The organism is Streptomyces sp. NPDC051173, assembly GCF_040689515.1.
Taxonomy (GTDB): domain Bacteria; phylum Actinomycetota; class Actinomycetes; order Streptomycetales; family Streptomycetaceae; genus Streptomyces.
This window is the reverse complement of record NZ_JBFBBD010000108.1, coordinates 1-22317: the sequence shown is the minus strand read 5'-3', so window position 1 is coordinate 22317 and position 22317 is coordinate 1. Positions and strand designations below refer to the sequence as shown.

Below are 22317 nucleotides of genomic sequence, written 5' to 3'. Positions count from 1 at the left end.
AGCCCGTCCGGCGTTTGAGGACGCGGCCGCAGGCCGCTCCCGCCGCAGGCGGCGAACCGGCCCGCAGCCGGGGGTCTGGGGCACGCGCCCCAGTTCGGGAAGGGGCGGGTAGGGGAACAAAGCCCGCCGCAGGCGACAACGCACCCGCCGCCCAACACGGAAGGGGCAGCAGCCTGCTAAGGAAGCGCACCGCCATCCACCGCAAGCATCACCCCGGTCACATAAGAAGCCGCAGGCGACAGCAAGAACGCCGCCGCCCTCCCGAACTCCTCCGGCGCCCCGTACCGCCGCAGCGGAATCGCCGCCTTGCCGGCCGCGCGCACCCCCTCCGCATCGCCCGAGAGCGCGTCGAGCTCGCGCACGCGGTCCGTGTCGACGCGCCCGGGAAGCAGGCCGATCACGCGGATGCCGCGCGGGCCCACCTCCTGGGAGAGGGACTTCGCGAAGCCGGCGAGGCCCGGGCGGAGGCCGTTGGAGATGGTGAGGCCGGGGATGGGGGTGCGGACCGAGCCGGAGAGGACGAAGCCGATCACGCCGCCGTCGGAGAGTTCGGCCGCGGCCGTGCGCGCCGTGCGGACGGCGCCGAGGAAGACGGATTCGAAGGCGGCCCGCCACTGCTCGTCGGTGTTGTCCGACGCGGACCCGGGCGGCGGGCCGCCCACGCTGATGAGGATGCCGTCGAAGCGGCCGAACCGCTCGCGCGCGGTGGCGACGAGGCGGGCGGCGGCCTCGGGGTCCGCGTTGTCCGCGGCGACGCCGAGCGCGCCGGGCCCGAGCTTCTCCGCGGCGGCCGTCACGGACTTCTCGTCCCGCCCGGTGATCACCACCTTCGCACCGTCGGCGACGAGTTCCCGGGCCGTGGCGTTGCCCAGGCCGCGGCTCGCGCCGGTGAGTACGTACACCCGGTCCTGCAGTCCAAGATCCATGCGCTCAGTCTGCCCGCCCGGTCCCCGGAGGGCGAGGGTGCGGACCGCGGGGACCTACTCGGCGGCGGTCGCCGTCCGGGCGGCCTCGGGGTCCGGGCCGTCCGCGGACTGTGCCGCCTTCGCCGCCTTGGCCGCCTCGGCGTCCCGGTCCTTGCGCTCGCGGCGGACCAGGATGATCCAGCCGACGGGCACGAACGCGGAGAACAGCCACCACTGCACGGCATAGGCCATGTGCGGGCCGATGCTGTCGTGGTCGGGTTCGGGCACGAGCTCGGGGCCCTTGTCGCCCGGGTCGGGGGCGGTGAGCTCGACGTAGCCGCCGAGCACCGGCCGGCCGAGGGCCCGCGCCTGGGTCTGGCTGTTGATGCGCATGACCTGGCGGGGCGGCAGGCCCTTGGTGTTCTTGATGCCGCTGGCGTCCGTCTCGTCGGCCTTGAGACGGCCCGTGACGGAGACCTTGCCGGACGGCGGCGCGGGGACCGGGGGGAACTTCGTCAGGTCGTCACCCGCCGGGATCCACCCGCGGTTGACGATGAGGGTCTGCCCGCCGTCCGTGACCAGCGGGGTGAGGACGTAGTAGCCCTGCCGCTGCCCGTCCTTGTCGGTCCGCTGCCGGACCACGACCTCGCCCTTGGTGTCGTACGTCCCGTGGGCCGTGACCCGCCGCCATACGTCGTCGCCCGGCACGGGCCGGCCGGGCTTCGTCAGCTCGGTGGCGGGGACCGGCTCGGCGGCCAGGCTGCGGGCCACCAGGTCGTTGTGCGCGACCCGGTTCTCATGGCGGTGGAACTGCCAGAAGCCCAGTTTGATCATCACCGGGATGAGGACGAGCCCCACGAGCGTGAGGATCACCCACTGCCGGGACAGCAGGAAGCGGTACACGCATTTGACGGTACCTGGCGGGGTTCGCCCCCCGGGCATCGGGTGCTTATTTGCCCTCGCGCGCCGGGACCACATGCAGCAGGAGCTGCATGAACGCCGCCTCGTCGATCACCGGGGTGCCGAAGGAACGCGCCTTGGCGGTCTTGGACGTGGGGGAGCCCGGGTCGTTGGTCACCAGCAGGCTGGTGAGCCGGGACACGCTGGTGGCGATGTGCAGCCCCGCCTCGATGGCCCGGTCCTCCAGCAGCTCGCGGTCGACCGAGGTGTCACCCGAGATCGCCACCCGCATGCCCTGAATGAGCTGTTCGCCCTCTTTGTACCTGCCGGGGTTGGGGTACGGGCACGCCGGGCGCTTGCGGCTCGGCCGCCAGGTCCCGGAGCGGTACGAAGGCTGGTAGCCGATGCCGGCGGAGCGCGTGGGCGCGGGCGCGTCGGACCACTCGGTCAGCGGCTGGCAGGCCAGCAGCGGCAGCCGCACCCCGGTCTCGGCGGCGAGCCGCAGGCTCGGGCGGAAGGTCTCGGCGAGCACGCGCGCGTCGTCGAGGGCGTGGTGGGCGCGCTGCTGCACGACACCGTAGTGCGCGGCGAGCGACTCCAGCTTGTGGTTGGGCAGCGGCAGCCCCAGCTCCTTGGAGAGCGCGATGGTGCACAGCCGCTGCCGCACCGGGGCGGTGACGTTCGCCCGCGCGTACTCCCGGGCGAGCATCGACCAGTCGAACGCGGCGTTGTGCGCGACGAGCACCCGCCCGTCCAGCCGCTTCGCCAGCTCGCCGGCGATCTCCGGGAAGAGCGGCGCGTCCGCGAGGACTTCGGTCGTGAGCCCGTGGATCCACACCGGCCCGGGATCACGCTGCGGGTTGACCAGCGTGTACCACTGGTCCTCCACCTGCCCCCGCGCGTCCAGCTGATAGACGGCGGCCGACACTATCCGGTCGTCACGGGCGAGCCCGGTGGTCTCCACGTCGACGACCGCATACCCCTCGGGATACGCGGCCGGCCACGGGGTCGGCGATTCGTCGGCGGCACGGTCTACGAGCATGGTCACAGAGAATACGGGGCCGCACTGACAGCGTGGGTGGAGTGGGGCGGGAATGCGGCGGGTTGGGAGTCGCGGGGGTGATTTGGGTCACCCGGAAGAGAGTTGGGGAGTGCCGAACGCCGCTCGTTCCACCTCGTCCTCCCCGCCCCGCGGAACCCCCGGTAACACTCAGGAGCAACCCGTGGGTAACAACCCCTGGCGCCCCGCCCGGCGGCGCGCTTATCGTGCCGCCATGCCGCACCTTCCCGATGTCGTGCTGTGGTCCATACCCGCCTTCCTCCTGCTCACCGCACTGGAGTTGGTGAGCTACCGGCTGCATCCGGCCGAGGAGAGCGGGGCCGCGGGGTATGCGGCCAAGGACGCGGTGACCAGCGTCGGCATGGGGCTCGGCAGTCTCGTCTTCGACGCCCTGTGGAAGATCCCGATCGTCGCCGTCTACACCGCCCTCTACGAGCTCACCCCGCTGCGCGTGCCCGTGCTCTGGTGGACGCTGCCGCTGATGCTGCTCGTCCAGGACTTCTTCTACTACTGGTCCCACCGCGGGCACCACGTCGTGCGGATCCTCTGGGCGTGCCACGTGGTGCACCACTCCAGCCGGAAGTTCAACCTCACCACCGCGCTGCGCCAGCCGTGGACCACGCTCACCGTGTGGCCGTTCTACCTGCCGATGATCGCGCTGGGAGTGCACCCGGCGGCGCTGGCGTTCTGCTCGTCGGCCAACCTCGTCTATCAGTTCTGGGTGCACACCGAGCGCGTACGGAAGCTGCCGCGGCCCTTCGAGTACGTCCTCAACACGGCCTCCCACCACCGCGTGCACCACGCGTCGCAAGGCGGCTATCTCGACCGCAACTTCGGCGGCATCCTCATCGTCTGGGACCGGCTCTTCGGCTCCTTCGTGCCGGAGGTGGAACCCCCGGTCTACGGGCTGACCAAGAACATCGACACCTACAACCCGCTGCGCGTGGCCACCCACGAATACGCGGCCATCCTCCGCGACCTGCGGGCCGCGAGGAGCTGGCGGGAGCGGGCCGGGCGGGTGTTCGGGGGCCCCGGCTGGCAGCCCGGGGAATCCGCGGCGCCCGAGCGGCCGTCCGGGGCACCGGCCCGCGCCCACGAGCGGGCCGCGTGAGCGGCGGCCGTACCGCCCGCGCGCTCCAGGCCGCCTTCCTCGCCGTCGCCGCCGCACACCTCTGCGCGCTGCTCGCCGGCTCGGGCGTCGCGCCCGTCACCAAGCCCGCGCTCATGCCGCTCCTCGCCGCGACCGTGCTCGCGCGCGGCGGGCCGCGGCTCCTCGCCGGGGCGCTGCTGTTCGGCTGCGGCGGTGACACCCTGCTGGGCGTCGGCGGCGACACCGTCTTCCTGCTCGGCATGGCGTCCTTCGCCGCCGGGCACGTCTGCTACCTCACGCTCTGGGCCCGGCACGGCAGTCCGCGCGGCGGGCGGACGTACGCGCTGGCCGCCGCGTACGGCGCGGCCTGGCTCGGCACGGTGGCGCTGCTGTGGCCCGATCTGGAGGCGCGGCTGCGGATCCCCGTCGCGCTCTACAGCCTGCTGCTGACCGCGATGGCGCTCGGCGCGACCCGCGCCCGCCCGGCGGCCGCGGCGGGCGGGCTGCTGTTCCTGCTGTCGGACACGCTCCTCGCCACCGGCCTCGCCGACTGGCCGCAGGCGCCCGTGCCCCAGTTCTGGGTCATGCTGACCTACCTCGCCGCGCAGCTCCTGCTGGCGGAGGGACTCCTCAGGGCGGTGCCCGCATCTGCGGCGCCGCGGAGCCCCGCGTACGGTGAGATGCGTACGACCTCCTGAGCACGACGAACCTCCCGAGCGCGACGACTTGAGCCGGCAAGGACGAGCACCATGCGCGCGACCACCATCCACGCCCCCCACGACATCCGGGTCGAGGACGTCCCGGACCCCCGGATCCAGCGGCCGGGGGACGCGATCGTACGGGTGATACGGGCCTGCATCTGCGGCAGCGACCTGTGGGCCTACCGCGGTGAGGCGGCCCGGGAGCCCGGTCAGCGCATCGGCCACGAGTTCCTCGGCATGGTCATGGAGACCGGCTCCGAGGTGACCTCGCTCAAGCCCGGGGAGCTCGTCGTCGCGCCCTTCATGTGGTCGGACGGCGTGTGCGACTACTGCGTGGAGGGGCTGACGACCTCCTGCGAGCACGGCGGCTTCTGGGGCGCGCCGGGCTCCGACGGCGGCCAGGGTGAGGCGGTCCGCGTGCCGTTCGCCGAGGCCACGCTGGTCCGCATCCCCGCCGAGCTGGCCCCCGACACTCCGACCGGCGACAGCCGGCTGCTGGACGCGGTGCTCACGCTGTCCGACGTGATGGGCACGGGCCACCACGCGGCGCTGGGCGCGGGCGTCCGTCCCGGGGCCACGGTCGCTGTGGTCGGTGACGGCGCGGTCGGCCTGTGCGGGGTGCTGGCCGCCAAGCGGCTCGGCGCGGAGCGGATCATCGCGCTCGGCCGGCACGAGGCGCGAACCGCGATCGCGGTGAAGTTCGGCGCCACCGACGTGGTCGCGGAGCGCGGCGAGGCGGCGGTGGCCGCGGTGCGGGAGCTGACGCGCGGCCAGGGCGCGCACGCCGTGATCGAGGCGGTCGGCACCGAGCAGTCGATGCGGACGGCGCTCGGCATCACCCGGCCCGGCGGCGCCGTCGGTTACGTCGGCGTCCCGCACGGCAGCGGCAGCGGCCTCGACCTGCGGCTGATGTTCGACAACAACATCGCCGTCCGGGGCGGCGTCGCGCCCGTCCGCAGCTACATCCCCGAGCTGCTCCCGGACGTCCTGGACGGCACGATCGACCCGTCCCCGGTCTTCGACCTGACGGTGGACCTCGACGGTGTGCCGGACGGCTACCGCGCGATGGAGGACCGTACGGCGCTGAAGGTGCTGATCAAGCCGTGACGCCGCCCGCTGGGGGGTGACCGGTTTCCGGGGGCCCGGCCCCGGGCCCCCGGGGAATCAGTCCTGGACGGCGGCGAGCGCGTCGACGATGCCGTAGCCGTAGAAGCCGTTCACCTGCGGCGTCCCCGCGCACCTCGCGTCACCCGCCGCGCAGCCGGGGTTGTGCGCCTGCGCCTTGAGGATCCACTGGATCTCCTGCGGCGTCGACCGGGGGTGCGTGCTCTTCAGCAGCGCCACCACGCCCGCCACGTGCGGACCGGCCATCGACGTGCCCTGAAGGAAGCCGTAGTCGCCGCCGGGCAGGGTGGAGAGGATGCGGCCGTCCTTGCCGGGCAGTTCGGGCAGTTGGTACTTGTCACCGCCGGGGGCCGCCACGTCGATCTGGTCCAGGCCGTAGTTGGAGTAGTACGCCTTCGCCGACTTCGCGCCGGTCGCCGCGACCGTGATGACGCCGGGCAGCTGCGCGGGGACGTCGAGGCAGACCGAAGGGTCGATCTTGCGGGTCCGCGGCGCATCGCTGTCGTTGGGGCTGGACGCGTCGGTGAGCTCCTTGGCGGCCAGGTCGAAGTTCGAGTTGCCCGCGGAGGCGACGTTGACCGTGCCCTTGCTCTCGGCGTACTTCGTGGCACGGCCGATGGACTCGGCTATGGCCTTCTGGTCGGGGTCGTCCGTGCAGTTGAACATCCACGGGTCGACGTAATAGCTGTTGTTCGTCACCGCGATGCCGTGCTCCGCGGCGAAGACGAACGCGCAGACCACGCTCTCCGCGTAGAAGGAACTGCTCTTCGGCTGGGAGACCTTGATGGCGGAGACCTTCACGCCCGGCGCGACACCGGCCACGCCGATGCCGTTGCGGGCGGCGGCTATCGTGCCCGCCACGTGCGTGCCGTGGTAGTCCTTCGCCGGGTCGAAGGGCCGCCAGGCTCCGGGGCTGGTGTCGGCCTTGCCGGTGACGCAGCTCGCGGACTGGCTCCTGGAGAAGTTGGGGGCGAGGTCGGGGTGGGTGTCGTCCACACCGGTGTCGATGACCCCGACGGTGACCTTCCGGCTGCCGCCGTCGACCTTCGCGGCCTCGTCCGCCTTGATGGCGGGCAGGTCCCACTGGAGGCCCTCCAGGGGCTCCTTGCCCGAGGCGAGCGAGCGGGAGGCGCTCAGGGCACTGCTCTTGGGGGGCCGCACCTTCTCGGGCGGGCCGACGTCGGTGGTGGCGGCCGGGACGATCGGCGCGGTGCGGGTGGCGCCCGCGGACTGCACACCCGGTACGGCCCGCAGCGCCGCGGCGAAGCCGGGGTTCGCCGAGTGGGCGACGATCACGCCTATGCGCTCGTAGGAGGTCAGCACGCTGCCCCCGGCCGCGGTGACCGCCTTGCGCACGCGGGCGACGGTGGCCCGGTCCGCGGTGGTGTTGACGACGTACGACAGCAGGAGCCCGTCCGTCGTGACGGGGGCCTTCGCCGGCGGTGTGCCCTGCGGGGCGGCCGAGGCCGTACCGGGGAGGAAGCCGAGCGAGGCGGTGAGGGCGAGCCCGGCGGGGAGGGCCAGCAGGCGGTGACGTCTGGAACGCGGGTGAGCCATGGGTTCTCCACATCATCCGAAAACCGCCGCGCGCCTGCCGCGCACGGACGGGTACATGACGAGTGAAGCTAGCGCCGACCCCGGCGCCGGGCAATGATCCGCCCGCACGACGCCCTGATGATGCCGCTCCCCGACGCTATATGACGTTCCGTCAGGGTAGCGGCGGCAGGCTCGGGTCGCGCAACCCGTCGTAACTCAGCGGGGGCAGTGGCACCCGCGGCCCGTACCAGCGGCCCGTGCGCGGGATCGTGGCCGACCGCCCGGTCGACACCGCCGCTATGGGCGCCGTCAACCTGACGATCCCGAACGGTCGTCGGCCCGGGGGCGGCGGGGGAGGAAGTGGCGCATCGCTCACACCAGGGTCAACGAGGGCGCGGGCGGCCGGTGTCGCACCACGCGCCCGCCCGCCCCGAATTCGCCGCCGCTCCCCCTGTCGCATACTGCGACCTGCCTCTACGATGCGTGACCCGGATCACAGGTCAACGGTTCGTGCCTTCGTGCCACCCCCATCAGGAGAGACCGTGGATACCGCACCCACCACAGCCCAGGAACCGGACGAGCCGGGCAGCCCCGACCTCGCCGTCGCCTCCGCCGAGTCCGACCCCTATCTGGCGATGCAGGCGAGCCCGGAATTCGCCGAACTGCGCCGCACCCAGCGCTCGTTCGCCTTCCCCCTCACCGTCGCCTTCATCACCTGGTACCTGCTCTACGTGCTGCTCTCCAACTACGCGGGCGGCTTCATGGGCACCGAGGTCGTCGGCAACATCAACGTCGCCTTCGTCTTCGGCCTCGCCCAGTTCCTCACCACCTTCCTGATCGCCTGGTGGTACTCCCGGCACGCCGCCCAGAAGCTCGACCCCCGCTCCGAGGCCCTGCGCACCCGTCTGGAGGCCGGGGAATGAACCTCCCCCTCGCCGCGGGCGCGGCCGGCGACCACCGCACACTGATCATCACGCTCTTCTCCGTCTTCGTCGCCGCGACCCTCGGCATCACCGTCTGGGCCGGCCGGCAGACCAAGGACGCCACCGACTTCTACGCGGGCGGCCGCTCCTTCACCGGCTTCCAGAACGGCCTGGCCATCTCCGGTGACTACATGTCGGCCGCGTCGTTCCTCGGCATCGCCGGCGCCATCGCGCTCTTCGGCTACGACGGCTTCCTCTACTCGATCGGCTTCCTCGTCGCCTGGCTGGTCGCCCTGCTGCTGGTCGCCGAACCGCTGCGCAACTCCGGCCGCTTCACCATGGCCGACGTGCTCGCCCACCGGCTCAAGCAGCGGCCCGTGCGCACCGCCGCGGGCACCTCCACCATCGTGGTCTCGATCTTCTACCTGCTGGCCCAGATGGTCGGGGCGGGCGCGCTGGTCGCCCTGCTCCTCGGCGCCAGCGGCGAGGGCTCGCGCCGCTGGATCATCGGCCTGGTCGGCCTCGTCATGGTGCTGTACGTGACCATCGGCGGCATGAAGGGCACCACCTGGGTGCAGATCGTCAAGGCGGTCCTGCTCATCGCGGGCACCCTGCTGATCACCGTCCTCGTGCTCAACAAGGTCGGCTGGAACGTCTCCACGCTCCTCGGCCGCGCCGCCGACGCCAGCGGCAAGGGCAAGGCGTTCCTCGAACCCGGCCTGCAGTACGGCAAGGACGGCACCTCCAAGCTGAACTTCATCTCGCTCGGCCTCGCCCTCGTCCTCGGCACCGCCGGGCTCCCGCACATCCTGATCCGCTTCTACACCGTGCCCACCGCCAAGGCCGCGCGGAAGTCCGTGAACTGGGCCATCGGCATCATCGGCGCCTTCTATCTGATGACCATCGCGCTGGGCTTCGGCGCCGCGGCCCTGGTCGGCCCCAAGGCGATCATCGCCTCCAACGAGTCCGGCAACACCGCGGCCCCGCTGCTCGCCCAGGAGGTCGGCGGCGGCGCCGGCTCCACCGGCGGCGCGGTCCTCCTCGCCGTCATCTCCGCCGTCGCCTTCGCGACCATCCTCGCCGTGGTCGCGGGCCTCACCCTCGCCTCCTCGGCCTCCTTCGCCCACGACCTCTGGGCCAACGTCATCCGCAAGGGGCGCACCAGCGAGAAGGAGGAGATCCTCACCGCCAAGTGCGCGGCCGTCGTCATCGGCGCGATCTCCATCGTCCTCGGCATCTTCGCCCACCGCCTGAACGCGGCCGCGCTCGTCGCCCTGGCCTTCGCCGTCGCCGCGTCCGCCAACCTCCCCACGATCCTCTACAGCCTCTTCTGGAAGCGCTTCACCACCCAGGGCGCCCTGTGGTCGATCTACGGCGGCCTGATCTCCTCGGTCACCCTGGTGATCATCTCCCCGGTGGTCTCCGGCAACCCCAAGGCGCTCTTCCCCGGGACGAGCTTCGACTACTTCCCGCTCGCCAACCCCGGCCTCGTCTCCATCCCGCTGGGCTTCCTGCTCGGCTGGCTCGGCTCGCTGCTGTCCAAGGAGCAGCCGGACCCGAAGAAGTACGCGGAGCTGGAGGTCCGCGCCCTCACCGGCCACGGCGCGCACTGACCCCGGGACCCACCCCACGGCCCCTCGTCCCGCCAGGGACCGTACGCCGCCTCCCGGACCTCAACGAACTGTTGAACGTCAGTGGCATCGCGTACGCTGCGGAACACCGAACGAATACCGTTCCAGTCCGCGGGAGGGGCCGCAACCGTGCTCATCGACACCTACGGTCGCGCCGCCACGGACCTGCGCGTCTCCCTCACCGACCGCTGCAACCTCCGGTGCACCTACTGCATGCCCGAAGAGGGCCTCCAGTGGCTCGCCAAGCCCGACCTCCTCACCGACGATGAGATCGTCCGCCTCGTGCGCATAGCCGTCACGGCACTCGGTGTCACCGAGGTCCGCTTCACCGGCGGGGAGCCCCTGCTGCGGCCCGGCCTCGTCTCCATCGTCGAGCGCTGCGCGGCCCTCCTGCCGCGCCCCCGGCTCTCCCTCACCACCAACGGCATCGGCCTCGCCCGCACGGCCGGCGCCCTGAAGGCCGCCGGGCTCGACCGCGTCAACGTCTCCCTCGACACCCTGCGCCCCGACGTCTTCCGCACCTTGACCCGGCGCAAGCGGCACCAGGACGTCCTCGACGGCCTCGCCGCCGCCCGCGCGGCCGGCCTCACGCCGGTGAAGGTCAACGCCGTCCTGATGCCCGGACTCAACGACGACGAGGCCCCCGAGCTCCTCGCCTGGGCCGTCGGGAACGGCTATGAGCTCCGCTTCATCGAGCAGATGCCCCTTGACGCCCAACACGGCTGGAAACGCGAGGGGATGATCACCGCGGAGGACATCCTCGCGAGCCTCCGCACGCGCTTCCGCCTCACCCCGGAGGACGACGCCGAGCGCGGCTCCGCGCCCGCCGAGCGCTGGGTCGTCGACGGCGGGCCCGCCCGCGTCGGAGTGATCGGCTCCGTCACCCGCCCCTTCTGCGCGGCCTGCGACCGCACCCGGCTCACGGCCGACGGGCAGATCCGTACGTGCCTGTTCGCGCGCGAGGAGTCCGATCTGCGGGGCGTGCTGCGCTCCGGAGCGGCGGACGAGGAGATAGCGGAGTTCTGGCGGCACGCGACGCGGGGCAAGAAGGCGGGCTCGGGGCTGGACGACCCGTCCTTCCTCCAGCCCCGGCGCCCGATGTCAGCGATCGGCGGCTGACTCCCACTCCCGCAGGGGCACCACGTCCTTGAGGAAGCCGCGCAGGTCAAGGAAGTTGGACAGGTGCTCGCGGTGCTCTTCGCACGCGAGCCACGTCTTGCGCCGGTCGGGCGTGTGCAGCTTGGGGTTGTTCCACGCGAGCACCCACACGGCATCGGCGCGGCAGCCCTTGGCGGAACAGATCACAGCGGTATCGGGGGAGTTCACACCCCAGACTCTACGTGCCACGGCACGGCCGGGGGCCACGTGGACACGGCGACGCCGGGCAGCCACGGGGGGAGCCGCCCGGCGTCGGTCTGTCGCTCCGACGGGGGATGCGGAGCGCTTAGGAAGTATGTCACGGGGTGACCGGCGCGCGGCACTGAAACCACATGATTGATCTGAGGTTTTCTTGAGCTTGGCAGCGCGTGCACCGACCCGCGCGCCCACTCCCGCACATCAGTTGTGGTCACGCCCGTGATCGCCGGAGAACGACCGGCCGTCGCCGTGCTCCGCTTCCGCCCGGGGTTCCGCCGGATCGGCCGCGGGAGGGGGCATCAGCACCGGCCGGGTCGCCGCGGGAACGAACGTGCCGGGCAGCGAAGGGGCGTTCTCCCGGCCCGCGTTGGCGATCACGACGGCGACATAGGGGAGCAGCGCCCCCAGGATCAGCGTGCCGATGGCCACATAGCGCTCGACGTTCCACAACACCACGGTCAGCACCACCGAGAGGGTGCGGACGAGCATCGAGAGGACGTACCGCCGCTGACGGCCGCGGACGTCCTCGGCCAGACCCCGTCGGGCCCCGGTGATCCTGATGACCTCCGGCCCGCCCAGCTTCCGCATCACGTTCCACCACCCGATCGCCGCCGGGACGTGCCATTCGTCCAGGACGTATTCAACGTTACGCCGCGACCGGCCCGGGTACGAGACCGGGGCACCCCGCCGGACCCCCGCCCCGACCTGCATCTCTCTCATGCACGCGGCGTAGGGGCCGGTCCGAAATGCGCCGTACCCCGGGCGGCCCCAGAATGGCGGGGCACGCCATATCGCGCCGCATGAGGAGGCGACATGAGCTGGTTGTGGGCCATCATCGTCGGTCTGGTGCTGGGTCTGATCGCCAAGGCGATCCTGCCGGGCAAGCAGCAGATCCCCCTCTGGCTGACGATCATCCTCGGCATGATCGGCAGCCTGATCGGCAACTGGGCGGCCACGGGCCTCGGCATCAACGACACCAAGGGCATCGACTGGGGCCGCCATCTCCTCCAGCTGGCCGGAGCGGTGCTGGTGGTCGGCGTAGGGGACCGCTTGTGGGTGGCGGTGCGGGGCAAACGGAAGACCCGCTCGTAGAAAAAGCGCCGGGCGGGCCGGAGAACCGGCCCGCCCGGCGCCCGGGACCGGGGCCCTACAGGCCGCGGATCTCCGCGACCTTGCGGCCGGCCTTGAGGTACACACCGGACGCCGGAGTGCCGAGCTTCGCCACGGCCTCCCCGACGACCTCGCCCAGCGGGCGGATCGCCTCGGACTCCGGGAGCACGACCGCCTCCTGGCCGCCGGAGTGCTCGACGATCAGCCGCAGACCGTTCTGCTTCGCCACCCGCCGCGCCGCGGAGGCGCTCGGCTGGAAGCCCAGCACCTGGCTGAGCACGGTCGTGGCCGCCTCGCCGCCGTGCTCGCCGAGCTCCACCACCGGCAGGCTCTCGACGTCGGTGAAGCTCTTCTTCGAGAACTGCGCGATGAAGCCGGCCCGCGCCGTCATCGCCGCCTCGACGCCGTACAGCGCGGTCACGACCTCGCCCGCCAGGACCTTCTTGAGGTCCATCGGGTGCAGGGACCGCTCCGCCACGCGGGCCAGGACGAGCGCGACCTCCTCGTCCGTCCACTCCGTCCACGCCTTGAGGTACGGCTCCATCAGCCGGTCCGGCACCGACATGATCTTGCCGAAGACGTCCTCGGCGGGCGCGTTCAGCCCCACGTAGTTGTTCTTGGACTTGGACATCTTGGCGCCGGTGCCGTCCGTGCCCTCGATCAGCGGCATGGTGACGACGAGCTGCGGGGTCTGGCCCTTGAGCTCCATCAGCTTGCGGCCCATCTGCAGGTTGAGCAGCTGGTCCGCGCCGCCCAGCTCGACGTCGCACTCCAGGGCGACCGAGTCGAGGCCCTGCGCGATCGGGTAGAGCATCTCCGTCATCGTCAGACCGGCCCCGGAGGCCAGCCGGCTGCGGAAGTCCTCGCGCTGGAGCAGCTGCGAGACCGGCACCTGGGAAAGCAGACCGAGCAGCTCCGGGAAGGTGTACGGCGCCAGCCACTCGCTGTTCTGCCGGAAGTTGACCTTGTCGAAGTCGAAGAACGGCCGGACCTGCTCGCGGTAGCCCGCCAGATTCCGCGCGATGTCCTCGTCGGTGAGCGGCGGGCGCTCGGCCGTGCGGCCCGTCGGGTCGCCGATCTTGGCGGTGAAGTCACCGATCAGCAGGGTGACGTCGTGGCCCATGCGCTGGAAACGGCTGAGGATGATCATCGGCACGGCGTGGCCGAGGTGCACATCGGTGCCGGTCGGGTCGATGCCCAGCTTGATGCCCAGGCCCTTGCCCTCGGCCCGCCGCTTCTCGATCCGCGCGGCGAGCTTGTCCACGCCCGGCAGCACCTCGACCGTGCGGGCCGCGATCAGCTCGGCCTGCTCCTTCGCCGACAGATCCGTCAGGTCGAGATAGCGCCGCGAGCCCGTCTCCGTGAGCAGCCGCTGGACGGTCTGGTCGGAGGAGAGGTCCTGCGCGAGGAGCTCGCTGGCGCGGGCGACGGATTCGCCGAGGCGTGTCATGACGTTCCTGGGGATCGAGAGGACGGATTAAAAGGAGAGGAGAAGAAGAACGAGAGAGGACGGGAGGGGTGGACGGACGCGCCCCAGTCTATTCGGCCCGGTCGCGCGCCCCGGCTGTCGCACCCCTGCCCGGCCCTCACACCCCCTGGCTGACCGAGCTCATGTTGAAGTCGGGCACGCGCAGCGCGGGCATCGCCGCCCGGCTGAAGTAGTCACCCCACTCGCGGGGGAGCGTCGCCTCGGTGCGGCCCGCCTCCGTCGCCCGGGAGAGCAGGGAGACCGGGGACTCGTTGAAGCGGAAGTTGTTCACCTCGCCGACGACCTCGCCCTTCTCCACGAGATAGACGCCGTCCCGGGTGAGCCCGGTGAGCAGCAGCGACGCCGGGTCGACCTCGCGGATGTACCACAGGGAGGTCAGCAGCAGACCGCGCTCGGTGTCGGCCACCATCTCGTCCAGGGAGCGGTCGCCGCCCCCGTCCAGGATGAGGTTGTCGATGCCCGGTGCCACGGGGAGGTCCGTCAGTCCGGCGGTGTGGCGGGTCGTGATCAGCCGCTCCAGCACGCCCTCGCGGATCCAGTCCGTGGCGGACAGCGGCAGCCCGTTGTCGAAGACCGAGGAGTCCTCGCCGGAGCTGCTCGTGAGCACGAACGGCGCGCACTGCAGGCCGGGGTAGGCCGGGTCGCTGCGCAGCGAAAGCGGCAGCGTGGACAGCTTCTCCCCGAGCCGGGTGCCGCCGCCGGCCTTGGAGAAGACCGTACGGCCCTCCGCCGCCTCCCGGGCCGTCGCCGACCACGCCTGGTAGATCATCAGGTCCGCGACGGCGGTCGGCGGGAGCAGCGTCTCGTACCGCCCGGCGGGCAGCTCGATCTTCGTGCGGGCCCAGGCCAGCCGCCGGGCCAGCTCGGCGTCCAGTGCCGCCGGGTCGACGTCCGTGAAGTCACGCGTGGCGCGGCCCGCCCACGCGGAGCGCGTGCGGTCCGGGGACTTGGCGTTGAGCTCCAGGGTGCCGGTGGGCTGGTCGTGGCGGAGCCGCAGCCCGGTGGAGGAACCCACGTAGTGGGAGTCCACCTGGTGGTGGGCGAAGCCGTACAGCTCGCGGCCCTCGGCGCGGGCGCGGGCGAAGGACTCGCCGAGCGCGGGCGCGAAGGCGTCGAAGACGGCGGGGGAGGTCTCGGCGGGCGCGTCGGTGAAGTCGGGGGAGTGCGGGACGCCCGTCACCAGCGGCTGGGCGTCCTCGGCGGGGCCCGCCTCCCGGGCGGCGGCCTCGGCGGCCCGGACCAGCGGCTCCAGCTCGTCCGCGGTGACCGCCGACCGGGAGACGACACCGGAGGCCGTGCCCTCGGCGCCGTCGACGGTCGCGATCACGGTGACGGTGCGGCCGCGGGTGACGCCGTTGGTGGTGAGCGCGTTGCCCGCCCAGCGCAGATTGGCGGTGGAGTCCTCGCTCGCGATCACGACACAGCCGTCGGCACGCGACAGCTCCAGGGCGCGCTCGACGATCTCGTGCGGCTTGTTCCTGTTACGAGGACTCACTGACCCGCCTCCTGCGTGGTGTTCAAGATGTTGACGCTCTTGAAGAGCGCGGACGGGCAGCCGTGGGAGACCGCGGCGACCTGGCCCGGCTGGGCCTTGCCGCAGTTGAACGCGCCGCCCAGGACGTATGTCCGCGGCCCGCCGACCGCCGCCATCGAGCCCCAGAAGTCCGTCGTCGTCGCCTGGTAGGCGAAGTCCCTGACCTGTCCGTCGAGGCGGCCGTTCCGGATCGCGTACGCCCGCTGCCCGGTGAATTGGAAGTTGTAGCGCTGCATGTCGATCGACCACGACCGGTCGCCGACGATGTAGATGCCGTCCTCCACGCCCGAGATCAGCTCCTCCGTCGACGGCCCGTCGGGCGCCGGCTGGAGGGAGACGTTCGCCATCCGCTGCACGGGCACGTGCGAGGGGGAGTCGGCGAACGCGCAGCCGTTGGACCGCTCGAAGCCCGTGAGCTTCGCGATCCGGCGGTCGAGCTGGTAGCCGGTCAGGACGCCGTCCTTGACGAGGTCCCAGGACTGGGCCGCCACGCCCTCGTCGTCGTAGCCGACGGTCGCCAGGCCGTGCTCGGCGGTCCGGTCGCCCGTCACGTTCATGATCTTCGAGCCGTAGCGGAGGCTGCCCAGCTTGTCGAAGGTCGCGAACGACGTGCCCGCGTACGCCGCTTCGTAGCCCAGCGCCCGGTCCAGCTCGGTGGCGTGGCCGATCGACTCGTGGATCGTCAGCCACAGGTTGGAGGGGTCGACCACCAGGTCGTACGCACCGGCCCGGACGCTCGGCGCGCGCATCTTCTCCGCCAGCAGCTCCGGCATCTCCGCCAGCTCCGCGTCCCAGTCCCAGCCGGTGCCCGTCAGGTACTCCCAGCCGCGGCCGGCCGGCGGCGCGATGGTGCGCATCGTGTCGAAGCCGCCGGTCACCGGGTCCACCGCGGTCGCCGTCAGCTGCGGGTGCACCCGGACGCGCTGCTGGGTGGTCGTGGTGCCCGCCGAGTCGGCGTAGAACTTGTTCTCCTGCACGGTCATCAGCGTGGCGTCGGTGTGCGAGACCCCGTCCGCGGCCAGCAGCCGGGCGCTCCACTCCGCGAGCAGGGCGGTCTTCTCGGCGTCGGGCACCTCGAAGGGGCTGACCTCGTAGGAGGAGACCCAGGTGCGGTCCGCGTGCACCGGCTCGTCCGCCAGCTCCACGCGCTCGTCGGACGCGGCCGCCGCGATCACCTTGGCCGACAGCTTCGCCATCGCGACGGCCTGTCCGGCCACCCGCGCGGCCGCGTCCATCGTCAGCTCCACTCCCGCGGCGAACCCCCAGCTCCCGCCGTGCACCACGCGCACCGCGTAGCCGAGGTCGGTGGCGTCCGACGACCCCGCGGGGCGGGCGTCACGCAGCCGCCAGGAGGCGCTGCGCACTCGCTCGAACCGGAAGTCGGCGTGCTCGGCACCGAGCGCGCGGGCCCGGGCGAGCGCGGCGTCGGCGAGCGGCCGCAGCGGCAGCGCGAGGAATGACTCGTCGATGGAATGGGGCGTGGAACGGGGCACAGGGTCCTCCCGGAGGTCGTCCTGTGAATCATGCCGCCTCACGGGCGGCCCACGCACCGCGTTTCCGCTCCTCGGACCGGGCGCGGGGAGGCCACGGGAAGGACTGCTTCTGTAGAGATCCAACAGTGTGCGCCGCGAGCCCCTGTCGCAGGTCGATTCCCTCTTCGATCACCACTACCGATACGTTTCGGTGTAGTCAGCAGCACCCATGGAAGAAACGGAAGGGTGATCCCTTGAGCCGCTCGGTTCTCGTCACCGGAGGAAACCGGGGCATCGGCCTCGCCATCGCCCGCGCGTTCGCGGAGGCGGGCGACAAGGTCGCCATCACCTACCGCTCCGGTGAGCCGCCGGAGGCGCTCGTGGAACTGGGCTGCCTCGCCGTGAAGTGCGACATCACGGACCCGGAGCAGGTCGAGCAGGCCTACAAGGAGATCGAGGAGAAGCAGGGCGCGGTCGAGGTGCTGGTGGCCAACGCCGGCATCACCCGCGACCAGCTGCTGCTGCGCATGTCCGAGGAGGACTTCACCTCGGTGGTGGACACCAACCTCACCGGCACCTTCCGGGTCGTCAAGCGCGCCTCGAAGGCCATGCTGCGGGCCCGCAAGGGCCGCGTGGTGCTGATCTCCTCCGTCGTCGGCCTCATGGGCTCGGCGGGGCAGGCCAACTACGCCGCCTCCAAGGCCGGTCTGGTCGGCTTCGCCCGCTCGCTCGGCCGCGAGCTGGGCTCCCGCAACATCACGGTCAACGTCGTCGCGCCCGGCTTCGTGGACACCGACATGACCCGCGTGCTCAGCGACGAGCAGCGGGCGAACATCGTGAAGCAGGTGCCGCTCGCGCGCTACGCGCAGCCCGAGGAGATCGCCGCCTCGGTCCGCTTCCTCGCCTCCGACGAGGCCGCATACATCACTGGAGCCGTCATTCCTGTCGACGGCGGATTGGGCATGGGTCACTGAACGTCATGAGTGGAATCCTCGCAGGCAAGCGCATCCTGGTCACCGGCGTCCTCACGGAGGCGTCGATCGCCTTCCAGGCCGCGAAGGTCGCCCAGAACGAGGGCGCGGAGGTCATCCTCACCGGCTTCGGCCGCCTCTCCCTGGTCGAGCGCATCGCGAAGCGGCTGCCGAAGCCCGCTCCGGTGATCGAGCTCGACGTCAGTAACCAGGAGCACCTCGACGGCCTGGCCGACAAGGTGCGCGAGCACCTCGGCGAGGGCGTGGCCCTCGACGGCGTCGTGCACTCCATCGCCTTCGGCCCGCAGGGCGCCTTCAACTTCCTCGAGGGCACCTGGGAGGACGTCTCCACGGCCGTCCAGATCTCGGCGTACTCCTACAAGTCGCTGACCATGGCCCTGCTCCCGCTGATGCGCGAGGGCTCCTCGGTCGTGGGCCTGACCTTCGACGCGCAGATCGCCTGGCCGAAGTACGACTGGATGGGCGTGGCCAAGGCCGCCCTGGAGTCCACCAACCGCTACCTCGCCCGCGACCTCGGCCCCAAGGGCATCCGCTTCAACCTGGTCTCGGCCGGTCCGCTCAAGTCGATGGCCGCCAAGTCCATCCCGGGCTTCGAGGAGCTCGCGGACGTCTGGAACCACCGCGCCCCCATCGGCTGGGACCTGTCCGACCCGGAGCCGACCGGCCGTGGCGTCGTCGGTCTGCTGTCGGACTTCTTCCCGCGCACCACGGGTGAGATCGTCCACGTCGACGGCGGCGTGCACATGATGGGCGCCTGAGCCAGGGCCCCCAAGGCGTACGAAGGCCGCGCGGCCGTCCGGTGGACAGCCGCGCGGCCTTCGCGTATGCGGGGACGGACGGCGACCGCCCGAGTCGAGAACCTCGCCCGTCGCCCGCACACTGTTGGGGACGGGAGGAGGTACGGACATGAACTCCCCGCTCCGCCGGACGGCGGCCCTGCTGTTCGCCGGCGCCGCCCTGGCCGGTGCCGCGTCCCCGCCCGCCCTCGCCGCACCCGCGCCCGTGGTGACACAGGAAGCCGAGTGCAGCACCCGGATCCGTGGCTCGCACGCCACGGCCGACTGCTTCAACGGCAACTCCACCATCGATCGCGTACAGCTGCACATCGAGTGCGCCCGCTGGTGGGACCCCGACATGGACACCGCACCCGTCGAGGTCACCCCGGCCCGCCACGTCTCCCTCACCCAGCGCTGCTGGCTGGGCATACGCCACGCCTGGGTGACGCACGACCCGGCTGACCCTCAGCGGACGCCCCGGCAGCCGTACGGATAGCGGCCCGCCTCCTCCTCCGCCGTCCGCTCGTCACCGTCCCTGATCGCGGCCACCAGCCTGCCGTGGTCGGCCAGCCCCTCGGGCTTCAGGTCCGTGCCGACGTCCGCGCGCAGGAACTGGCGGAGTACCCCGCCGAGATCCGCGTACACCTCCGCCAGCACCTCGTTGTGCGCCGCCGAGACCACCGCCGTGTGCAGCGTGGCATCGGCCTCCACGAACCGCTCCGCGTCCCCCGAGCGCCACGCCTCCTCGCGCCGTTCCAGCAGCGCCGTCAGCTGCGCGAGGTCCTGCTCGGTGCGCCTGCGGGCAGCCAGCCGGGCCGCCTGGGTCTCCAGGGCGCTGCGCAGCTCCGCCACGTGCAGCGGGTCCGCCTGCGCGAAGCGGCGGTTCATCACCCCGGCGAGCTCGCTGGTGGCGACGACATAGGTGCCCGAGCCCTGGCGGATGTCCAGCAGGCCGTTGTGCGCCAGGGCGCGCACGGCCTCCCGCACGGTGTTGCGGGCCACGCCGAGCTGCTCCACGAGCGCGGGCTCGGTCGGGATGCGCGCGCCGACGGGCCACTCGCCGGACGTGATCTGGTTGCGCAGTTCCGCGATGACCTGGTCGACGAGGGGGGACCGCCGGGGAGATGTCAGAGGCGCCATTGTCGTGCTCCATTCATCCCATGATTCTATGATGCCGGTATGGCACACACGGCAGACGAAGATCTCACGACGGCCGACTCGGCCGCACCGGCACCGGCGGCCGACACGCCCGCCCCCGCCCCGGGGCGCGGACCCGCCCGTCCCCGGACCCTGCTCCTCGCCGTGGGGCTCGTCCTCGCCGCCCTCAACCTCCGCCCCGCGATCACCAGCCTGGGCGCGCTGATGAAGGAGGTGAAGGCCGGATTCGGGATGAGCGGCGCCCTCGCCGGGCTGCTCACCTCCGTGCCCACCCTGTGCTTCGCGGTCTTCGGCCTCGCCGCGCCCCGGCTGGCCCGGCGCTGGGGGCTCGCCCCGGTGGTCTGCGCCGGGATGGCGGCCGTCGCCGCCGGGCTCGCGCTGCGTCCGTTCGGCGGCGGGATACCCGCCTTCCTCGCCCTGAGCGCCCTCGCGCTCGCGGGCATCGCCCTGAGCAACGTCCTGATGCCGGTGGTCGTCAAGCGCTGGTTCCCCGACCGCGTCGGCCCCATGACCGGCCTCTACTCGATGGCGCTCTCCGGCGGCGCCGGCGTCGCGGGCGCCGTCACCGTCCCGCTGACCCACGCCATGGGCGGCAGCTGGAAGTACGGACTCGCCACCTGGGCCGTCCTCGCCGCCGTGGCGGCCCTGGCCTGGCTGGCGATCAGCGCCCGCGGCCGGGCGGAGGGCGACGCCGCACCTGCCGCCGGTGCCGCGCGGGAGACCACGGGCAGGAGCATCACCCGCAGCGCCACCGCCTGGGCACTGGCCGTCTTCTTCGGCCTCCAGGCCACCGGCGCGTACATCGTCATGGGCTGGCTGCCCGTGATCTTCCGGGACGCCGGGGTCTCCGCCTCCACCGCCGGTCTGCTGGCCGCGACGACGATGGTGGTGGGCGTCCCGATCGCCTTCCTGCTGCCGCGCCTCGCCGCCCGCCTGCCCCACCAGGGCGTCCTGGCCGTCACCCTCGCCGTCTTCGGCCTCGCGGGCTACGCGGGTCTGTGGCTGGCCCCCAAGGGCGGCGCCTGGGTGTGGGTGGTGCTCCTCGGCGTCTCCAACAGCGCCTTCCCGCTCGCCCTCACCATGATCGGCATGCGCGCCCGGACGGGCGCGGGCATGGTGCGGCTGTCCGCTTTCGCCCAGAGCATCGGCTATCTCATCTCCATCCCCGGCCCGCTGCTCGTGGGCTGGCTCAACGGGGCCACCGGTGGCTGGAACTGGCCGATCGCCCTGATGGCATCGCTGATGGTGCCTCAGATCGTGGCGGGTGTGCTGGCGGGGCGCGACCGCACGGTGGAGGACGAGATCTGACCCGGCCGAAAGCCTCCGGGCGGGGGTGCGACACTGGTCCCATGCAGCAGCCCGTGCTCGACCCGAATCCCAAGAACGGCCAGAAGACGCTTCTCGCCATCCTCGGCGCGATGCTCGCGATCACCGTGGTCATCGCCGTGATCGCGACCCTCGCCTCACCCTGACCCCGAGGTTTCCCGCCAGGGGAGGGTGGGGCTAACCCCCGTCCCCTAGGGGGGCCGGGTCAGGGGTAAGTGGGTGGTTCACCGGATGGGAGCGGGACGCCGTTCTCCGTAGGTTCGTAGTACACCGCGCGGCGCGGTGACCCACGGACCTACGCGGAGGAGACCCCCATGTCCGCCGGCACGAAGCACCGGCACGGCCCCGTGCAGACCAAACTGCCGTGGTGGGGCCTCGTGCTCCCCGCGGTGGCCTTCGTGGCCCTCTTCCTCCTGCTGGCCTCGCCCGCGTCGTCGGAGCCCCACGGGACGACCGGCGCGATGGGCTCGGTCGCCCGCGTCGTCGACTTCGTCCAGCACACGCTCGGTGCGTAGCCGGCGCGTGTCACCGAGGGGGGAACGGCCTCCCAACACCCCGAGCCTCGCCGCCTTTTTCATGCGAAGCTGGAAAACATGAGCGCCGAACCGACCCGCAGGATCGTCCTTCTCCGCCACGCCAAGGCCGACTGGCCCGACGTCGCCGACCACGACCGCCCGCTCGCGGACCGCGGCCGCCAGGACGCCCCGATCGCCGGCCGCCGGCTCGCCTCCGCCGGCATCATCCCCGACCTGGCCCTCTGCTCCACCGCCGCCCGCACCCGCGAGACATGGAAGCTCGCCGTCCACGAGCTGCCGCAGCGCCCGCGCACGGTCTACGAGGACCGGCTGTACGAGGCATCGGTCGGCGAGCTCATCGCCGTGATCAACGAGACGCCGGACGACGTGGCGGACCTGCTCCTCGTGGGACACAACCCCGGCATGCACGGCCTGGCGGACGCGCTCGCGGAAAGCGCGGAGGGCGACGCGCTCGCCCGCCTGAACCGGACGGCGTTCCCGACGGCGTCGATCGCGGTACTCACGTTCACGGGCTCGTGGAAGTCGGTGGAGCTCGGCGTATGCCGACTGACGGCCTTCTGGCCGCCGCACGCGTGAGAGGGGTCCGTCGCCGGGTGCGGGTTGTTGGCGCCTGCGGCGGGCTTTTTCCCCTACCCGCCCCTTCCCGAAACTGGGGGCAAGCCCCCAGACCCCCACAATCCAGCCCGTCCGGCGTTTG

At 72.0% G+C, this 22317-nt stretch carries 24 protein-coding genes; 14 read left to right on the top strand and 10 right to left on the bottom strand.

What is annotated here, in order from left to right; all coding sequences use genetic code 11:
• Window positions 1–176 precede the first annotated feature (176 nt).
• The 3 genes from AB0435_RS32120 to AB0435_RS32110 are packed head-to-tail and all read right to left on the bottom strand — an operon-like array spanning window position 177 to window position 2847.
• Window positions 177–926 (bottom strand): SDR family oxidoreductase, encoded by a 750-nt coding sequence (locus AB0435_RS32120; RefSeq protein ID WP_366007528.1) that lies wholly within the window; start codon window positions 924–926, stop codon window positions 177–179.
• A 54-nt stretch (window positions 927–980) separates the two neighbouring features.
• On the bottom strand, window positions 981–1808 hold the full coding sequence (locus tag AB0435_RS32115) for an SURF1 family protein (protein WP_366007527.1): 828 nt from the start codon (window positions 1806–1808) through the stop codon (window positions 981–983).
• Between the two features lie 46 nt (window positions 1809–1854).
• The gene (locus AB0435_RS32110) at window positions 1855–2847 is read right to left on the bottom strand and encodes a DEDDh family exonuclease (protein WP_366007526.1); all 993 of its coding nucleotides are present in this window, start codon (window positions 2845–2847) and stop codon (window positions 1855–1857) included.
• A 232-nt stretch (window positions 2848–3079) separates the two neighbouring features.
• Here AB0435_RS32110 and AB0435_RS32105 point away from each other — a divergent pair, with 232 nt between their 5' ends.
• Genes AB0435_RS32105 through AB0435_RS32095 form a run of 3 tightly spaced genes read left to right on the top strand, consistent with a single transcriptional unit; the run spans window position 3080 to window position 5763 of the window.
• Window positions 3080–3976, top strand: a complete 897-nt coding sequence (locus AB0435_RS32105; protein ID WP_366428552.1) for a sterol desaturase family protein — start codon at window positions 3080–3082, stop codon at window positions 3974–3976.
• Window positions 3973–4653, top strand: coding sequence for a lysoplasmalogenase (locus tag AB0435_RS32100; protein ID WP_366428551.1), 681 nt, complete (start codon window positions 3973–3975; stop codon window positions 4651–4653). The genes AB0435_RS32105 and AB0435_RS32100 overlap by 4 nt, the downstream gene beginning before the upstream one ends.
• 51 nt (window positions 4654–4704) lie before the next feature.
• The gene (locus AB0435_RS32095; RefSeq protein ID WP_366428550.1) at window positions 4705–5763 is read left to right on the top strand and encodes a zinc-dependent alcohol dehydrogenase family protein; all 1059 of its coding nucleotides are present in this window, start codon (window positions 4705–4707) and stop codon (window positions 5761–5763) included.
• Between the two features lie 57 nt (window positions 5764–5820).
• On the opposite strand, the gene AB0435_RS32090 is transcribed toward AB0435_RS32095, so the two are convergent.
• A complete protein-coding gene (locus AB0435_RS32090; RefSeq protein ID WP_366007522.1) occupies window positions 5821–7338 on the bottom strand; it encodes a S8 family serine peptidase in 1518 nt (505 codons plus the stop codon).
• A gap of 614 nt (window positions 7339–7952) precedes the next feature.
• Between AB0435_RS32090 and AB0435_RS32085 the strand changes: the two genes are divergently transcribed.
• From AB0435_RS32085 to moaA, 3 genes are all read left to right on the top strand, one after another.
• A complete protein-coding gene (locus AB0435_RS32085) occupies window positions 7953–8240 on the top strand; it encodes a DUF485 domain-containing protein (protein ID WP_366007530.1) in 288 nt (95 codons plus the stop codon).
• Window positions 8237–9853, top strand: coding sequence for a cation acetate symporter (locus tag AB0435_RS32080; protein ID WP_366428549.1), 1617 nt, complete (start codon window positions 8237–8239; stop codon window positions 9851–9853). The genes AB0435_RS32085 and AB0435_RS32080 overlap by 4 nt, the downstream gene beginning before the upstream one ends.
• A gap of 147 nt (window positions 9854–10000) precedes the next feature.
• Window positions 10001–10990: a GTP 3',8-cyclase MoaA gene (gene moaA / locus AB0435_RS32075; protein WP_366007519.1), complete on the top strand. Its 990-nt coding sequence runs from the start codon at window positions 10001–10003 to the stop codon at window positions 10988–10990.
• Here moaA and AB0435_RS32070 read toward each other — a convergent pair.
• On the bottom strand, window positions 10973–11197 hold the full coding sequence (locus AB0435_RS32070; protein ID WP_366007518.1) for a hypothetical protein: 225 nt from the start codon (window positions 11195–11197) through the stop codon (window positions 10973–10975). The genes moaA and AB0435_RS32070 overlap by 18 nt on opposite strands.
• Window positions 11198–11428: 231 nt before the next feature.
• Window positions 11429–11815 (bottom strand): DUF3099 domain-containing protein, encoded by a 387-nt coding sequence (locus AB0435_RS32065; RefSeq protein ID WP_366007529.1) that lies wholly within the window; start codon window positions 11813–11815, stop codon window positions 11429–11431.
• A gap of 225 nt (window positions 11816–12040) precedes the next feature.
• Here AB0435_RS32065 and AB0435_RS32060 point away from each other — a divergent pair, with 225 nt between their 5' ends.
• Window positions 12041–12319: a GlsB/YeaQ/YmgE family stress response membrane protein gene (locus AB0435_RS32060; RefSeq protein WP_366007517.1), complete on the top strand. Its 279-nt coding sequence runs from the start codon at window positions 12041–12043 to the stop codon at window positions 12317–12319.
• Between the two features lie 55 nt (window positions 12320–12374).
• Here the strand turns inward: AB0435_RS32060 and tyrS are convergent, their stop codons facing one another.
• From tyrS to AB0435_RS32045, 3 genes are all read right to left on the bottom strand, one after another.
• Window positions 12375–13787: a tyrosine--tRNA ligase gene (gene tyrS, locus AB0435_RS32055; protein ID WP_366007516.1), complete on the bottom strand. Its 1413-nt coding sequence runs from the start codon at window positions 13785–13787 to the stop codon at window positions 12375–12377.
• Between the two features lie 136 nt (window positions 13788–13923).
• Window positions 13924–15321 (bottom strand): metallopeptidase TldD-related protein, encoded by a 1398-nt coding sequence (locus AB0435_RS32050; RefSeq protein WP_366007514.1) that lies wholly within the window; start codon window positions 15319–15321, stop codon window positions 13924–13926.
• A complete protein-coding gene (locus AB0435_RS32045; RefSeq protein WP_366428548.1) occupies window positions 15318–16853 on the bottom strand; it encodes a TldD/PmbA family protein in 1536 nt (511 codons plus the stop codon). The genes AB0435_RS32050 and AB0435_RS32045 overlap by 4 nt, the downstream gene beginning before the upstream one ends.
• A 233-nt stretch (window positions 16854–17086) precedes the next feature.
• Here AB0435_RS32045 and fabG point away from each other — a divergent pair, with 233 nt between their 5' ends.
• The 3 genes from fabG (at window position 17087) to AB0435_RS32030 (ending at window position 19096) form a co-directional block, all read left to right on the top strand.
• Window positions 17087–17806: a 3-oxoacyl-[acyl-carrier-protein] reductase gene (gene fabG, locus AB0435_RS32040; protein WP_366007512.1), complete on the top strand. Its 720-nt coding sequence runs from the start codon at window positions 17087–17089 to the stop codon at window positions 17804–17806.
• A 5-nt stretch (window positions 17807–17811) separates the two neighbouring features.
• Complete coding sequence (fabI, locus tag AB0435_RS32035; protein ID WP_366428547.1) at window positions 17812–18582, top strand: enoyl-ACP reductase FabI; 771 nt, start codon at window positions 17812–17814, stop codon at window positions 18580–18582.
• Between the two features lie 148 nt (window positions 18583–18730).
• The gene (locus tag AB0435_RS32030) at window positions 18731–19096 is read left to right on the top strand and encodes a hypothetical protein (protein ID WP_366007510.1); all 366 of its coding nucleotides are present in this window, start codon (window positions 18731–18733) and stop codon (window positions 19094–19096) included.
• Here the strand turns inward: AB0435_RS32030 and AB0435_RS32025 are convergent.
• Window positions 19066–19740 (bottom strand): FadR/GntR family transcriptional regulator, encoded by a 675-nt coding sequence (locus tag AB0435_RS32025; RefSeq protein ID WP_366007509.1) that lies wholly within the window; start codon window positions 19738–19740, stop codon window positions 19066–19068. The genes AB0435_RS32030 and AB0435_RS32025 overlap by 31 nt on opposite strands.
• Window positions 19741–19779: 39 nt before the next feature.
• Between AB0435_RS32025 and AB0435_RS32020 the strand changes: the two genes are divergently transcribed.
• The 4 genes from AB0435_RS32020 (at window position 19780) to AB0435_RS32005 (ending at window position 22196) form a co-directional block, all read left to right on the top strand.
• Entirely contained in the window at window positions 19780–21066 is a 1287-nt protein-coding gene (locus AB0435_RS32020) for an MFS transporter (RefSeq protein ID WP_366007508.1), read from the top strand.
• 41 nt (window positions 21067–21107) lie between these two features.
• Window positions 21108–21230, top strand: a complete 123-nt coding sequence (locus AB0435_RS32015; protein WP_361528238.1) for an SGM_5486 family transporter-associated protein — start codon at window positions 21108–21110, stop codon at window positions 21228–21230.
• Window positions 21231–21398: 168 nt separating this feature from the next.
• Complete coding sequence (locus tag AB0435_RS32010; RefSeq protein WP_366007507.1) at window positions 21399–21599, top strand: hypothetical protein; 201 nt, start codon at window positions 21399–21401, stop codon at window positions 21597–21599.
• Window positions 21600–21677: 78 nt separating this feature from the next.
• Window positions 21678–22196: a histidine phosphatase family protein gene (locus AB0435_RS32005; RefSeq protein WP_366007506.1), complete on the top strand. Its 519-nt coding sequence runs from the start codon at window positions 21678–21680 to the stop codon at window positions 22194–22196.
• The last annotated feature ends 121 nt before the right edge of the window (window positions 22197–22317 follow it).